Annotated in this window: 12 protein-coding genes and 1 tRNA gene; 12 read left to right on the top strand and 1 reads right to left on the bottom strand. The window is 70.0% G+C overall.

Annotated elements, in window-relative coordinates; all coding sequences use genetic code 11:
* Positions 1-104: 104 nt before the first annotated feature.
* The 5 genes from OIE69_RS26015 (at position 105) to clpX (ending at position 4,781) form a co-directional block, all read left to right on the top strand.
* Positions 105-181: transfer RNA gene (locus OIE69_RS26015), tRNA-Pro, on the top strand.
* A gap of 166 nt (positions 182-347) precedes the next feature.
* Positions 348-1,742, top strand: a complete 1,395-nt coding sequence (gene tig, locus OIE69_RS26020) for a trigger factor (protein WP_326576125.1) — start codon at positions 348-350, stop codon at positions 1,740-1,742.
* Between the two features lie 241 nt (positions 1,743-1,983).
* Complete coding sequence (locus OIE69_RS26025) at positions 1,984-2,586, top strand: ATP-dependent Clp protease proteolytic subunit (protein ID WP_018556566.1); 603 nt, start codon at positions 1,984-1,986, stop codon at positions 2,584-2,586.
* Positions 2,587-2,648: 62 nt separating this feature from the next.
* Complete coding sequence (locus OIE69_RS26030; RefSeq protein WP_392567571.1) at positions 2,649-3,320, top strand: ATP-dependent Clp protease proteolytic subunit; 672 nt, start codon at positions 2,649-2,651, stop codon at positions 3,318-3,320.
* Positions 3,321-3,494: 174 nt separating this feature from the next.
* Positions 3,495-4,781, top strand: a complete 1,287-nt coding sequence (gene clpX / locus OIE69_RS26035) for an ATP-dependent Clp protease ATP-binding subunit ClpX (RefSeq protein WP_326576129.1) — start codon at positions 3,495-3,497, stop codon at positions 4,779-4,781.
* A gap of 70 nt (positions 4,782-4,851) precedes the next feature.
* Here the strand turns inward: clpX and OIE69_RS26040 are convergent, their stop codons facing one another.
* Positions 4,852-5,688: a hypothetical protein gene (locus OIE69_RS26040; protein ID WP_326576131.1), complete on the bottom strand. Its 837-nt coding sequence runs from the start codon at positions 5,686-5,688 to the stop codon at positions 4,852-4,854.
* Between the two features lie 432 nt (positions 5,689-6,120).
* On the opposite strand from OIE69_RS26040, the gene OIE69_RS26045 reads away from it, so the two are divergent.
* The 7 genes from OIE69_RS26045 (at position 6,121) to mreD (ending at position 14,248) form a co-directional block, all read left to right on the top strand.
* Entirely contained in the window at positions 6,121-8,757 is a 2,637-nt protein-coding gene (locus OIE69_RS26045; protein WP_326576133.1) for a valine--tRNA ligase, read from the top strand.
* Between the two features lie 127 nt (positions 8,758-8,884).
* Positions 8,885-10,369, top strand: a complete 1,485-nt coding sequence (gene folC, locus OIE69_RS26050) for a bifunctional tetrahydrofolate synthase/dihydrofolate synthase (RefSeq protein WP_326581417.1) — start codon at positions 8,885-8,887, stop codon at positions 10,367-10,369.
* 24 nt (positions 10,370-10,393) lie between these two features.
* Positions 10,394-10,729 carry a DUF4233 domain-containing protein gene (locus tag OIE69_RS26055; protein ID WP_326576135.1) on the top strand — a complete coding sequence of 112 codons (336 nt, stop codon included), beginning with the start codon at positions 10,394-10,396 and terminating at the stop codon, positions 10,727-10,729.
* Positions 10,730-10,824: 95 nt separating this feature from the next.
* Positions 10,825-11,238 (top strand): nucleoside-diphosphate kinase, encoded by a 414-nt coding sequence (gene ndk, locus OIE69_RS26060; protein ID WP_326576137.1) that lies wholly within the window; start codon positions 10,825-10,827, stop codon positions 11,236-11,238.
* 315 nt (positions 11,239-11,553) lie between these two features.
* On the top strand, positions 11,554-12,573 hold the full coding sequence (locus OIE69_RS26065; protein WP_026250531.1) for a rod shape-determining protein: 1,020 nt from the start codon (positions 11,554-11,556) through the stop codon (positions 12,571-12,573).
* Between the two features lie 122 nt (positions 12,574-12,695).
* Complete coding sequence (gene mreC / locus OIE69_RS26070; RefSeq protein WP_326576139.1) at positions 12,696-13,643, top strand: rod shape-determining protein MreC; 948 nt, start codon at positions 12,696-12,698, stop codon at positions 13,641-13,643.
* Positions 13,640-14,248: a rod shape-determining protein MreD gene (gene mreD, locus OIE69_RS26075; RefSeq protein ID WP_326576141.1), complete on the top strand. Its 609-nt coding sequence runs from the start codon at positions 13,640-13,642 to the stop codon at positions 14,246-14,248. The genes mreC and mreD overlap by 4 nt, the downstream gene beginning before the upstream one ends.
* Positions 14,249-14,325 lie beyond the last annotated feature (77 nt).

Consider the following 14,325-nt stretch of genomic DNA (forward strand, 5'->3'; position numbering starts at 1 on the left):
AGTCAGTCTGGCACATCAGATCGTAGCCGATCGACCCGGCTCCCACGCACGTCACATTTGGCCGTCAGGGTGTGCGGAGGCATGTACTCTACGTGTCGCACCGACGGGGTGTGGCGCAGCTTGGTAGCGCGTCCGCTTTGGGAGCGGAAGGTCGTCGGTTCGAATCCGGCCACCCCGACCAGTGCTCGGCCGCCCTGTGCCGAGCAGGCCCGGCCGCAGGATTGTGGTACCGGTAGGATGGGTCGTCGGCCACGCGGTACGCGGAAATACGCAGGTCGAACACCAGCCGCCCCGCACGATCGCCGAGCGGCCGCCCATCAACGTAAAGCCCCCAAGGAGACCCAACCGTGAAGAGCGCCGTCGAGACTCTGAACCCGACCCGGGTTCGACTCACTGTCGAGGTGCCCTTCGAGGAGCTCAAGCCCAGCCTCGACGCGGCGTACAAGAAGATCAACCAGCAGGTCACGGTGCCGGGCTTCCGTAAGGGCAAGATCCCCGCGCGCGTCATCGACCAGCGGTTCGGCCGTGGCGCGGTCCTCGAAGAGGCCATCAACGACGCCCTGCCGAAGTTCTACACGGAGGCGGTCAACGAGGGCGAGCTCAACGTCCTCGGCCAGCCCGAGGTGGACATCACCGAGTTCAACGACGGCCAGGAGCTGAAGTTCACCGCCGAGGTGGACATCCGGCCGGTCATCGAGATCCCGGACTACTCCGGCATCGAGGTCACCGTGGACGCCATCGAGGTGTCCGACGAGGACGTCGACAAGGCCCTGGAGCAGCTGCGCGAGCGCTTCGCCTCCACCACCGTCGTGGAGCGCGCCGCCGCCGACGGCGACGTCGTCGTCGTCGACCTGGAGGCCTCGGTCGAGGGCGAGGTGCTGGAGGACGGCGTCGCCGACGGCGTCACCTACACCATCGGCTCCGGCCAGCTGCTCGACGGCATCGACGAGGCCGTCATCGGCCTGGAGGCCGGCGGTTCGGCCACCTTCACCTCCGAGCTCAAGGGCGGCTCCGCCGCCGGCAAGGAGGCCCAGGTCAAGGTGGAGGTCACCACCGTCCAGGCCCGTGAGCTGCCCGAGCTCGACGACGACTTCGCCCAGCTGGCGAGCGAGTTCGACACCCTCGAGGAGCTCCGCGCCGACGCCGTGAAGCGCCAGGAGCGCATCAAGCAGTACGACCAGGCCACCCAGGCCCAGGAGAAGGTGCTGGACGCCCTCCTGGAGCTGGTCGAGATCCCGCTGCCGGAGAAGCTGCTCAAGGACGAGATCGAGACCCGGGTCCACAACCTGGAGCACCACCAGTTCCCGGCCGCGGGCCTGGACTGGGACTCGTTCCTCGAGAACGAGGGCAAGACCCGCGAGGAGTACGACGAGGAGATCGAGGGGCAGGCGAAGAAGGGCATCAAGACCCAGTTCGTCCTGGACGAGCTCGTCTCCACCGAGAAGCTCTCGGTCAACCAGGAGGAGCTCACCGAGCACCTCATGCGCCGTGCCGCCTCCTCGGGCATGAGCCCGGACCAGTTCGCCCAGGCGGTCGTCGAGGGCGGCCAGGTGCCGCTGCTCGTCGGCGAGGTCGCCCGCGGCAAGGCGCTGGCCCTGGTCGTCGAGGCCGCCACGGTCAAGGACACCAACGGCGAGGTCGTCGACCTGGAGGACGAGGAGGACGAGACCGGCGAGACGGTCCAGGCCACCTCCGAGGACACGGACGCCGAGACCGCCAAGGGTGAGGGCTCCGAGGCCTGATCCTCGCCCCGCAGCGACATCCCACGGGCCCGGACGACCAGTGCGTCCGGGCCCGTTCTGCTCCTTTTCGCTCTCCGCTTACACCCTCCCTGCGCTGACAGCGAACAGTTCCGCGTGAGGGATTGCCGGGCCCCACCTGCGCGTTAGGGTCCGTAAGTACGAGGGCCCGTGCCCTACGAGAAGACCCTGTGACGGCGTCCGCGCCGTCCGACAACGAGCAGGTGGATACGTGACGACTCCGATGCCTTCCGCCGCCGGCGAGCCGACCATCGGTGGCCTCGGCGACCAGGTCTACAACCGGCTGCTCGGCGAGCGGATCATCTTCCTCGGCCAGCCGGTGGACGACGACATCGCCAACAAGATCACCGCGCAGCTGCTCCTCCTTGCCGCCGAGCCGGACAAGGACATCTACCTCTACATCAACAGCCCCGGCGGCTCCGTGACGGCCGGCATGGCGATCTACGACACCATGCAGTTCATCAAGAACGACGTCGTCACCATCGCCATGGGTCTGGCGGCCTCCATGGGCCAGTTCCTCCTGACCGCCGGCACCCCCGGCAAGCGCTTCGCGCTGCCGAACACCGACATCCTGATGCACCAGCCGTCCGCCGGCCTGGCCGGCTCGGCCTCCGACATCAAGATCCACGCCGAGCAGCTTCTCCGTACGAAGAAGCGGATGGCCGAGCTCATCGCGGAGCACTCGGGCCAGAGCGTCGAGGCGATCACCCGCGACTCCGACCGCGACCGCTGGTTCTCCGCCGACGCGGCCAAGGAGTACGGCCTGATCGACGACGTCATCACGCACGCCGTGAACGTGCCGGGCGGCGGCGGCACCGGGGCCTGACCGGGCCTGACGCCCGTGCAGCCCCGCAGGACCGACCCCAGCCCAATGCTCATCTCAGGACGGTGAACGTGACCACCCAGAACTTCCCCGGCAGGGGCATCTACGACCGTACGAGCGCGGCCGAGGCCCGCTACGTCGTGCCGCGCTTCGTCGAGCGCACCTCCCAGGGCGTCCGCGAGTACGACCCCTACGCGAAGCTCTTCGAGGAGCGCGTGATCTTCCTCGGGGTGCAGATCGACGACGCCTCCGCCAACGACGTCATGGCGCAGCTGCTGTGCCTGGAGTCGATGGACCCGGACCGCGACATCTCGGTCTACATCAACAGCCCCGGCGGCTCCTTCACGGCGCTGACGGCCATCTACGACACGATGCAGTTCGTGAAGCCCGACATCCAGACGGTCTGCATGGGCCAGGCGGCCTCGGCCGCGGCCGTGCTGCTCGCGGCCGGCACCGCCGGCAAGCGGATGGCGCTGCCGAACGCCCGCATCCTGATCCACCAGCCGTACAGCGAGACCGGCCGCGGCCAGGTCTCCGACCTGGAGATCGCCGCCAACGAGATCCTGCGGATGCGTGCCCAGCTGGAGGAGATGCTGGCCAAGCACTCCAGCACCCCGATCGAGAAGATCCGCGACGACATCGAGCGCGACAAGATCCTCACGGCCGAGGAGGCACTCTCCTACGGTCTGGTCGACCAGATCGTCTCGACCCGCAAGAGCTCGTCGGTCGCGGTCTGACGCCCGGCAGGGCATTCTGCGACAAGAAGTCCCCTCTTGGAGCCGCCGGGTTGTGCAGGTCACGGCCCAGTAGCTCCAAGGGGGGCCCGCACTGGGGGCGCGGCAAGGTACCGTCGATAGGCAAGCACCAGGACTCGTCGAACTGACGGGACCCAGGCGAAGGGGAAGCACCTCGTGGCACGCATCGGTGACGGCGGCGATCTGCTCAAGTGCTCGTTCTGCGGAAAGAGCCAGAAGCAGGTGAAGAAGCTCATCGCAGGACCCGGTGTGTACATCTGCGACGAGTGCATCGATCTCTGCAACGAGATCATCGAGGAGGAGCTCGCCGAGTCCTCCGAGGTGCGGTGGGAGGACCTGCCGAAGCCGCGCGAGATCTACGAGTTCCTGGAGAGCTACGTCGTCGGCCAGGAGCCGGCGAAGAAGGCGCTCTCCGTCGCGGTGTACAACCACTACAAGCGCGTGCAGGCGGGTGAGAACGGCGGCGGCCGCGGCCACGACGACGGCATCGAGCTCGCCAAGTCCAACATCCTGCTGCTCGGCCCCACGGGCTCCGGCAAGACCCTGCTCGCCCAGACGCTGGCCCGCATGCTGAACGTGCCGTTCGCCATCGCGGACGCCACGGCGCTCACCGAGGCCGGGTACGTCGGCGAGGACGTCGAGAACATCCTGCTCAAGCTGATCCAGGCGGCCGACTACGACGTCAAGAAGGCCGAGACGGGGATCATCTACATCGACGAGATCGACAAGGTCGCGCGCAAGAGCGAGAACCCGTCGATCACCCGGGACGTCTCCGGCGAGGGCGTGCAGCAGGCCCTGCTGAAGATCCTGGAGGGCACCACGGCCTCGGTGCCGCCGCAGGGCGGGCGCAAGCACCCGCACCAGGAGTTCATCCAGATCGACACCACCAACGTGCTCTTCATCGTCGGCGGTGCCTTCGCGGGTCTGGAGAAGATCATCGAGTCCCGGGCCGGCGCCAAGGGCATCGGCTTCGGCGCGACGATCCGCTCCAAGCGCGAGATCGACGCCGCCGACCAGTTCTCCGAGGTCATGCCGGAGGACCTGGTGAAGTTCGGCATGATCCCCGAGTTCATCGGCCGTCTGCCGGTCATCACCAGCGTGCACAACCTCGACCGCGAGGCGCTGCTGCAGATCCTGGTCGAGCCGCGCAACGCCCTGGTCAAGCAGTACCAGCGGCTCTTCGAGCTCGACGGCGTCGAGCTCGAGTTCGAGCGCGGCGCCCTGGAGGCCATCGCCGACCAGGCCATCCTCCGCCAGACCGGCGCCCGGGGCCTGCGCGCCATCATGGAGGAGGTGCTGATGTCGGTGATGTACGAGGTGCCCTCGCGCAAGGACGTCGCCCGCGTCGTCATCACCGAGGACGTCGTGCACTCCAATGTGAACCCGACCCTGGTCCCGCGCGAGCCCCGCATCATCGGTAAGGGCGAGCAGAAGAGCGCGTAGCGCGCACCCACCCGCACACGTGAGGGGGCGCCCGGCATCCGCCGGGCGCCCCCTCACGTGTGGTGGCCGGTTACTTCTTGACGCGGACGTCGTTCCGGAACTTCGCCGTGGTCTCCGCGAAGTCGGAGACGGAGGGGGCGTCGGGGATGGTGCCGGAGCCGGCCGCCTCCGTGGAGGGGGACCAGATCAGCAGGGCGATGGTGCTGTCGTCACCCCAGACGCAGAAGGGGGACTTGAAGACGCCGTAGTCCTTCTCGCCGCACTTCATCACGTCGCCGTCGAAGCCGGCCGGGTGCTGCTCGTCGGCCGTGCTGCCCGACAGGGCCGCCGAGATCATCTTGTCGACCGCGGCGCCGGGGTCGTCGATCCCGCCGTAGGCGCCGCCGAACCCGATCTGCTCGTCGGCGCTCGTGTAGGCGGCGGAGATCGAGGTGCCGTTCGAGATGTACTTGTCGCTGCCGGACTCGGACTCCGCGAGCTTCTGGTCGGACTTGCTGTACTTGCCGTCCACGACCGTCGCCGGCGTCGTCAGCTTGTAGTCGCCGCCGCCGATACCGCCGCCGCTCGAGAGGGCGAAGATGCCGCCGCCGATGACCGCGGCGGCGACCACGACGCCGACGACGATTCCGATGATCTTGCCCTTGCCGCCGGAGGACGCGGGCGGCGGCGGGGTACCCCAGGCGCCGGGCTGCTGACCGTACGGGCCCGGCTGCTGGCCGTACGGGCCGGGCGGCTGGGGCTGGCCGTAACCGGGGACGGGCTGCGGCGCCGGGGGCTGCTGGGGGTAGCCGTACCCGGGTGCGGGCTGCTGGGGCGGGCCGGGCGGGACCGGCGGCTGCTGGGGCTGGCCCCCGTAGCCGGGCTGGCCGCCGTAACCCGGCTGCGGCGGCGGCTGGTTGAAGCTCATCGGTGAGTCCCCTCGTTGAACTGCTGTCTCCTCGTACTCATCCTTGCGGATTGTTTAAGCCGTCTTTACATCGGAGTCGTCAGGACTTGGTAACAAGACGATGCAGATGCCCGGTTGATCACCGTCGTCGCACATCCGGCCGGAGTCACCCCTACCCGCTCCCCCTGCCGAGTCACCCTCAGCTCCGCTCCGTCTGTGCGCCGTTCGGGCCGCGGCGGTCGTGCTCCGGGGGCGCGGAGGGGGTGCCGCCTGCCGGGCCCGGCCCCCACGCGCCCGGTGCCCGGGCCCGTGGGTCACCCGGATCCGCGCGGCGCCGGCGCCCCCGGCCGGGCCCCGCGGCGGGCGCGCGTCCGCCGGTGCCGGGGGCCGCCCCTCGCGCCCGGGCACCGGCGGATTCGTTAGGGGGCCCGCCCCGCCCGTAAACTGAGCGCCGTGACCGACAACACTCAGCAGGCCGCCGAGAGCGGACCGAACAGCGCGACCCCCGAACTGCCGACCCAGTACGCGCCGGCCGAGGTAGAGGGGCCCCTGTACGAGCGCTGGGTAGAGCGCGGTTACTTCGAGGCCGACGCCAAGAGCGGCAAGAAGCCGTACACGGTCGTCATCCCGCCGCCGAACGTCACCGGCAGCCTCCACCTGGGCCACGCCTTCGAGCACACGCTGATCGACGCACTCACCCGCCGGAAGCGGATGCAGGGGTACGAGACGCTGTGGCAGCCCGGCATGGACCACGCCGGCATCGCCACGCAGAACGTCGTCGAGCGCGAGCTCGCCAAGGAGGGCAAGTCCCGCCACGACCTCGGCCGCGAGGCGTTCATCGAGCGCGTCTGGCAGTGGAAGGCGGAGTCCGGCGGGCAGATCTCCGGGCAGATGAGGCGCCTCGGTGACGGCGTCGCCTGGTCGCGTGAGCGCTTCACCATGGACGAGGGCCTGTCCAAGGCCGTCCAGACCATCTTCAAGAAGCTCTACGACGACGAGCTCATCTACCGCGCCGAGCGCATCATCAACTGGTGCCCGCGCTGTCTGACGGCCATCTCGGACATCGAGGTCGAGTACCAGGACGACGACGGCGAGCTGGTCTCGATCCGCTACGGCGAGGGCGAGGACTCCATCGTCGTCGCGACGACCCGCGCCGAGACGATGCTCGGCGACACCGCCGTCGCCGTCCACCCGGAGGACGAGCGCTACCGGCACCTCGTCGGCCGCGAGATCGAGCTGCCGCTCACCGGCCGCCGCATCCCGGTCGTCGCCGACGAGCACGTCGACCCGCAGTTCGGCACGGGCGCCGTCAAGGTCACGCCCGCGCACGACCCGAACGACTTCGAGATCGGCCAGCGCCACGGTCTGCCGAACCTCGCCGTCATGGACGAGCGCGCGGTCATCACCGCGCACGGCCCCTTCCAGGGCCTGGACCGCCTGGAGGCCCGCTCCGCCATCGTCGCCGCGCTGCGCGCCGAGGGCCGGATCGTCGCCGAGAAGCGCCCGTACGTCCACTCCGTCGGCCACTGCTCGCGCTGCAAGACCACCATCGAGCCGCGGTTGTCCATGCAGTGGTGGGTCAAGGTCGGCCCGCTGGCGAAGGCCGCGGGTGACGCCGTCCGCGACGGCAAGGTCAAGATCCACCCCCAGGAGATGGAGAAGAGGTACTTCGACTGGGTCGACAACCTCCACGACTGGTGCATCTCGCGCCAGCTGTGGTGGGGTCACCGCATCCCCGTCTGGTACGGACCGGACGGCGAGATCGTCTGCGTCGGTCCCGACGAGGAGCCCCCGGGCGGCGAGGGCTGGACCCAGGAGACCGATGTCCTCGACACCTGGTTCTCCTCCGGTCTGTGGCCGTTCTCCACGCTCGGCTGGCCCGAGGAGACCGAGAGCCTCGCGAAGTTCTATCCGAACTCCGTCCTGGTCACCGGGTACGACATCCTCTTCTTCTGGGTCGCCCGGATGATGATGTTCGGTCTCTACGCGATGGACGGCACCCCGCCGTTCCACACCATCGCCCTGCACGGCATGGTCCGCGACCAGTTCGGCAAGAAGATGTCGAAGTCCTTCGGCAACGCGGTCAACCCGCTGGACTGGATGGACACCTACGGCTCCGACGCGCTGCGCTTCACCCTCGCGCGCGGCGCCAACCCCGGCACCGACGTGCCGATCGGCGAGGACTGGGTCCAGGGCTCCCGCAACTTCACCAACAAGATCTGGAACGCCACGCGCTTCGCGCTGATGAACGGCGCCACGGTCGGGGGCGACCTGCCCGCGCCCGAGGAGATGTCGGCCACCGACCGCTGGATCCTGTCCCGGCTGAACGCCACGGTCGCCGAGGCCGACGCGCTCTACGACGACTACCAGTTCGCCAAGCTCAGCGACGTCCTCTTCCACTTCGCGTGGGACGAGGTCTTCGACTGGTACGTCGAGCTGTCCAAGACCACCTTCCTGGCGGGCGGCCGCCCGGCCGAGGTCTCCCGGCGCGTGCTGGGCGAGGTCCTGGACAAGCTGCTGCGACTGCTCCACCCGGTGGTCCCCTTCGTGACCGAGACGCTGTGGACCACGCTCACCGGGCGCGAGTCGGTCGTCGTCGCCGACTGGCCGGCCGACTCCGGCTTCCGCGACGCGGCCGCCGAGAAGGAGATCGCGGCGGTGCAGTCGCTGGTCACCGAGGTCCGGCGGTTCCGCGCCGACCAGGGCCTGCAGCCGGGCCAGAAGGTCCCGGCCCGGCTCGACCTCGGCTCCACCGGCCTGGAGGCCCATGAGGCGGCGGTCCGCCAGCTGCTGCGCCTGCAGCCGGAGGGCGAGGGCTTCACCGCGACGGCGACCCTCCCGGTCGCGGGCGCGACGGTCGCGCTGGACCTCTCCGGGGCGATCGACGTCGACGCCGAGCGGAAGCGGCTCGCGAAGGACCTGGCCGCTGCCGAGAAGGAGAAGGCGCAGGCCACGGCGAAGCTGGGCAACGAGGCGTTCCTCGCGAAGGCACCGGAGCCCGTCGTCGCCAAGATCCGCACCCGCCTGGAGGCGGCCGAGGCGGACATGGCCCGCATCACCGCGCAGCTGTCCTCGCTGCCGCAGAGCTGACGCACCAGGGGTGGGCAGGCGGAAACGCCTGCCCACAACCCGGATCTACCCGGCCGCTTCGTACAATGTGGTCGTGAGCAACCCGCGCCCCGAGAACGACGAGCCCCTTTCCGACCCGCTGGCCGCGATGGGTCTGGGCGGCGACGAGGACGAAGCCGACATCGACCCCGGCCGCGAGGCCGACCTGGCGGTGATCGAGGCGGGCAGCCGTACCCTCCGGGCCGGGGGACCGGTGCCGCAGGACGACGGCGTCCCGGCCCGCCCCGCCGACCCGGCGGTCGACAAGGCCCTCCGCGAGGTCGAGGCGGAGCTGGCCGGCCGCTGGCCGGAGACGAAGCTGGAGCCGTCCCTGGACCGGATGACCGCGCTGATGGACATCCTGGGCGAGCCGCAGCGCTCCTACCCCTCGATCCACATCACCGGCACCAACGGCAAGACCAGCACCGCCCGCATGATCGAGCAGCTGCTGCTCGCCTTCGACCTGCGCACCGGCCGCTACACCAGCCCGCACGTGCAGTCCGTCACCGAGCGGATCAGCCTCGACGGCCGGCCGATCGCGCCGGAGAGCTTCATCGAGACGTACCGCGACCTCCAGCCGTACGTGGAGATGGTGGACGCCTCGCAGCCGTACCGGATGTCGTTCTTCGAGGTGCTGACCGGCATGGCGTACGCCGCCTTCGCCGACGCCCCGGTGGACGTGGCCGTCGTCGAGGTCGGCATGGGCGGCAGCTGGGACGCGACCAACGTGGTGGACGGCACGGTCGCCGTCGTGACCCCGATCGACCTGGACCACACCGACCGCCTGGGCGAGACGGCCGGCGAGATCGCGGTGGAGAAGAGCGGGATCGTCAAGAAGGACGCCACCGCCGTGCTGGCCCAGCAGCCCGTGGAGGCGGCCCAGGTGCTGCTGAAGCGGGCCGTCGAGGTGGACGCGACGGTCGCCCGGGAGGGCATGGAGTTCGGCGTCACGCACCGCGAGGTGGCCGTCGGCGGGCAGATGCTGACCCTGCGCGGTCTGGGCGGGGAGTACGAGCAGGTCTTCCTGCCGCTGCACGGTGAGCACCAGGCCCACAACGCGGCGGTGGCGCTCGCCGCGGTGGAGGCCTTCTTCGGCATCGGCACGCTGCACGCCCGCACCCTCGACGTGGACACCGTCCGCACCGCCTTCGCCAACGTCACCTCGCCGGGCCGGCTGGAGGTCGTGCGCCGCAGCCCCGCCGTGGTGCTGGACGCGGCGCACAACCCGGCGGGGGCCCGGGCGGCGGCCGCCGCGCTGGGCGAGGCCTTCGGTTTCACCCATCTGGTGGGCGTGGTCGGGCCGAGCGGCGACAAGGACGTACGGGGGCTGCTGGAGGCCTTCGAGCCGGTCTTCGCCGAGGTCGTGGTGACCCAGAACTCCACCCACCGCGCCATGGACGTGGACGAGTTGGCCGCGCTCGCGGTCGAGGTCTTCGGCGACGAGCGTGTGCAGGTCGAGCCGCGGCTGGACGACGCGATCGAGGCGGCCGTGACGCTCGCCGAGGATCAGGGGGAGTACTCCGGCGCCGGGGTGCTGATCACCGGTTCGGTGATCACCGTGGGAGAGGCCCGGCTGCTGCTGGGCCGGAAGTGACGAGCGGGAAGCGAAGCCAAGCGGATGCGGACCCTGTGCGCGAGCACCCTGATCGGTGAGTTCTTCGTGATCGGCTTCGCCGGTCTGGTGGCGATGAAGCAGCCGGAGCTGACGGCCGGCACGGTATGGACGGTCAGCGGCATCGCCATGGCCCTGTGCGTGCTGCTGTGCGGCATGCTCGGGCGGCGCGGCGGGCTGGCCGTCGGCTGGCTGCTGCAGGCCGGGCTGATCGCGAGCGGCTTCGTCGTCCCGGTGATGTTCTTCCTCGGCGTGGTATTCGCCGGGCTGTGGTGGGCCGCCGTCCACTTCGGCCGGAAGGTCGACGAGGCCAAGGCGGCACGTGCGGCGCAGCCGGCCTGACCGCACGGGTCGTACGCGGGCCGAGGGGGTGCTATGGGTCCCGGGCATCCCCGGTAATGTCGTCGTACCCGCACCCCGCACATAGGAGTCACACCGTGTCCCAGCGCACCCTCGTCCTTCTCAAGCCGGACGCCGTACGTCGCGGCCTGGTCGGCGAGATCCTCGGCCGCATCGAGCGCAAGGCGGGCTGGAGCATCACCGCGCTGGAGCTGCGCACGCTCGACCGCGCCATCCTCGAGCAGCACTACGCCGAGCACGTCGGCCGGCCGTTCTACGAGCCGCTGGTGGAGTTCATGGCCTCCGGTCCGGTCGTCGCGCTGGTCGTCGCGGGGGAGCGGGTCATCGAGGGGCTGCGCGCGCTGGCCGGCCCGACCGACCCGATCGCGGCCGCCCCCGGTTCGATCCGCGGTGACTTCGGCACCATCGTCCGGGAGAACCTGATCCACGCCTCGGACTCCGAGGAGTCCGCCGAGCGGGAGATCAAGATCTTCTTCCCCGGCCTGGCCTGATCCTCCGCGACAGTTCGCCCCGAATTCGCCGCTGACGCCCGATCAGCTCAACGGGCGGCCGGAAATTTCCCGGCCGCCCGAAGGCATATGCCGGGGGTTCGGGGGAACCAATTCCGCCGACACGGCGTCACCATTGCAGAGGACAGCTGTGTGTTCTGATGACAATGGCGGCGGAACCCTGACCCTGTGCCCCGTCGGGCGCGACTACGATGGAATCTCCGCTCCTCCGGCTCGGCGCACAGCAGCGTATCCGCCGTGCTCACCCCCACATCGCTCCAGCTCGGGAAGGCCAGACGTATCCTCATGGCGAACAACATGTCGTTCATCGGCCGTGACATGGCTGTCGACCTCGGCACCGCCAACACGCTGGTGTACGTCAGGGGTCGCGGGATCGTCCTCAACGAGCCATCCGTCGTCGCCATCAACACCAATACCGGCGGCATCCTGGCGGTCGGCTCCGAAGCGAAGAAGATGATCGGCCGGACCCCCGGCAACATCGTCGCGGTCCGTCCTCTCAAGGACGGGGTGATCGCCGACTTCGAGATCACCGAGCGCATGCTGCGCTACTTCATTCTCAAGATCCACAAGCGTCGCTACCTGGCACGGCCCCGCGTCGTGGTCTGTGTCCCCTCCGGCATCACCGGGGTCGAGCGCCGCGCCGTCATCGAGGCCGCCACCCAGGCCGGCGCGCGCCAGGTGCACATCATCGAGGAGCCCATGGCCGCCGCGATCGGCGCCGGGCTCCCCGTCCACGAGGCGACCGGCAACATGGTCGTCGACATCGGCGGCGGCACCACCGAGGTCGCCGTCATCTCGCTCGGCGGCATCGTCACCGCGCAGTCCATCCGGGTGGCCGGTGACGAGCTGGACAACGCGATCATCCAGCACATCAAGAAGGAGTACAGCCTCCTGCTGGGCGAGCGCACCGCGGAATCGATCAAGCTCACCATCGGCTCGGCCTTCGCGGTCGACAACGAGGAGCACACCGAGATCCGCGGCCGCGACCTGGTCTCCGGCCTGCCCAAGACGGTGGTCGTCTCGGCCGCCGAGGTGCGCAAGGCGATCGAGGAGCCGGTCAACGCCATCGTCGACGCGGTCAAGACGACCCTCGACAAGTGCCCGCCCGAGCTGTCCGGCGACATCATGGACCGCGGCATCGTCCTGGCCGGCGGCGGCGCGCTGCTCCGCGGCCTGGACGAGCGGCTGCGCAACGAGACCGGCATGCCGATCCACATCGCCGAGTCCCCGCTGGACTGCGTGGCCCTCGGCGCCGGCAAGTGCGTCGAGGAGTTCGAGGCGCTGCAGCAGGTCCTGGACGCGCAGCCGCGCAGATGAGTCCTCACGTTCCGTCGTACGGGTGAAGTCCCGCCCGTACGCCGGATCGTTCTACCTCCCGGGACGGCCCATCGGGCCCACGGGCTCACACGCTCTGACGAGGAAGGCACGGACTGGCCCCCGTGAGGGACACACGAGAGAGCCGGCTTCTGCTGGTACTGCTGGTGGCGATCGCATTCGCGCTGATCACCGTCGACATCCGCGGCGGTGAGGACTCACCGTTGGACGGCGCCCGGTCCGCCGCGGCCGCCGTCTTCGGCCCCGTGGAGAACGGGGTCGCGGCCGCGGTCGATCCGGTGGACAACGCCGTGGACGCGGTGCGCGACTCCGGAGACCGCAGCAGCCGCATCAGCAAGCTGGAACGGGAGAACGCCGAGCTCAAGCAGCAGCTCGGAAGCAAGGACGTCACGCGCGAGCGGGCCCGCGAACTCGACAAGCTGCTCAAGCTCGCCGGCGCCGGTCAGTACCGCGTCAAGGGCGCGCAGGTCATCGCGATAGGAGCGGCCCAGGGCTTCTCCTGGACGGTCACCATCGACGCCGGCGCCAACGACGGCATCCAGCGCGACATGACCGTGGTCAACGGGGACGGCCTGGTCGGCCGGGTCACCACCGTCGGCCCCTCCACCTCGACCGTCCTGCTCGCCTGCGACCCGGACTTCACGGTGGGCACACGGCTGGAGAAGTCCTCCGAGCTCGGCTTCGCGACCGGCCAGGGCAACCGGCCGATGCGGGTGCAGCTCCTCAACGGCAAGGCCCACGTGAAGAAGGGCGCCCGGCTGGTCACCTTCGGCTCGCAGGCGGACAAGCCGTTCGTCCCCGGCGTGCCGGTCGGCACGGTCGTCAAGGTCGACCGCGCGGGCGGCGGCCTCACCCGTACGGTCGAGGTCACCCCGTTCGTCGGCTACACCAAGCTCGACATCGTCGGTGTCGTCGTCCAGGGCCCGCGCAAGGACCCGCGCGACTCGGTACTGCCGGCCGGGCCCAAGCCCATCCCGACGGTCACGGTCACCGCGACCCCGAGTGTGAACCCCTCTCGGTCCCCGCTCTACGGACAGGAGGAGGTCCGATGAAGCGCATCCTGCTCTCCACCGGCCTCGTGGTCGCCGGCATGATCCTCCAGGTGTGCGTCCTGGCCCGCCTCCATCTGCCCGGCGCCGTCCCCGACCTGCTGCTGCTCGTCGTCCTCGGTCTCGCACTGACGTACGGTCACGTGGCCGGCTGCCTCATCGGCTTCGGCGCGGGCCTGCTCGCCGACCTCGCCCCGCCCGCCGACCACGCCGCGGGCCGCTACGCCCTCGTGCTGTGCGTCGTCGGCTACATCGCGGGCCTGGTCAAGCCCGACGGCGGCCAGTTGCGGTCGGCCACCCGGCCGATGCTGGTCGTGGTCGGCGCCGCCATCGGCTCCACGGTGCTGTACGCGGCCGTGGGTGCCCTCGTCGGCGACACCGCGGCCCAGCACGTGGGCCTGGGCAAGCTGCTGTTCACCGCCACCCTGTACGACCTGCTGCTCGCGCCTTTCACCGTGCCGTGGATCATGGCACTGGCCCGCAGGTACCAGGGCGACCCGCTCGGGGAGGACGCCTCCGGCCCCGGCTTCGGCGCCCGTATCGGCGGTCAGCGCTCGAGCCTGCTGGGCCGGGTGGGGAGCGTCGCCAAGGGAGGACGGCGCTTGTGAGCGACGCACACGAGGCCGCCGGGCCGCGGCCGACGACGAAGCGCGCGCTGTCGTGCCGAGTGGGCGGAGAAGCGGGA

Source organism: Actinacidiphila glaucinigra, assembly GCF_035918135.1.
GTDB classification, from domain to species: Bacteria; Actinomycetota; Actinomycetes; order Streptomycetales; family Streptomycetaceae; genus Actinacidiphila; species Actinacidiphila glaucinigra.

Excerpts from the sequence above, each read along its gene's own strand:
- OIE69_RS26065 (WP_026250531.1), top strand. The coding sequence starts at position 11,554 with ATGTCGTTCATCGGCCGTGACATGGCTGTCGACCTCGGCACCGCCAAC.
- mreD (WP_326576141.1), top strand. The coding sequence starts at position 13,640 with ATGAAGCGCATCCTGCTCTCCACCGGCCTCGTGGTCGCCGGCATGATC.
- OIE69_RS26040 (WP_326576131.1), bottom strand. The coding sequence starts at position 5,688 with ATGAGCTTCAACCAGCCGCCGCCGCAGCCGGGTTACGGCGGCCAGCCC.
- folC (WP_326581417.1), top strand. The coding sequence starts at position 8,885 with ATGGGTCTGGGCGGCGACGAGGACGAAGCCGACATCGACCCCGGCCGC.
- OIE69_RS26025 (WP_018556566.1), top strand. The coding sequence starts at position 1,984 with ATGCCTTCCGCCGCCGGCGAGCCGACCATCGGTGGCCTCGGCGACCAG.
- OIE69_RS26055 (WP_326576135.1), top strand. The coding sequence starts at position 10,394 with ATGCGGACCCTGTGCGCGAGCACCCTGATCGGTGAGTTCTTCGTGATC.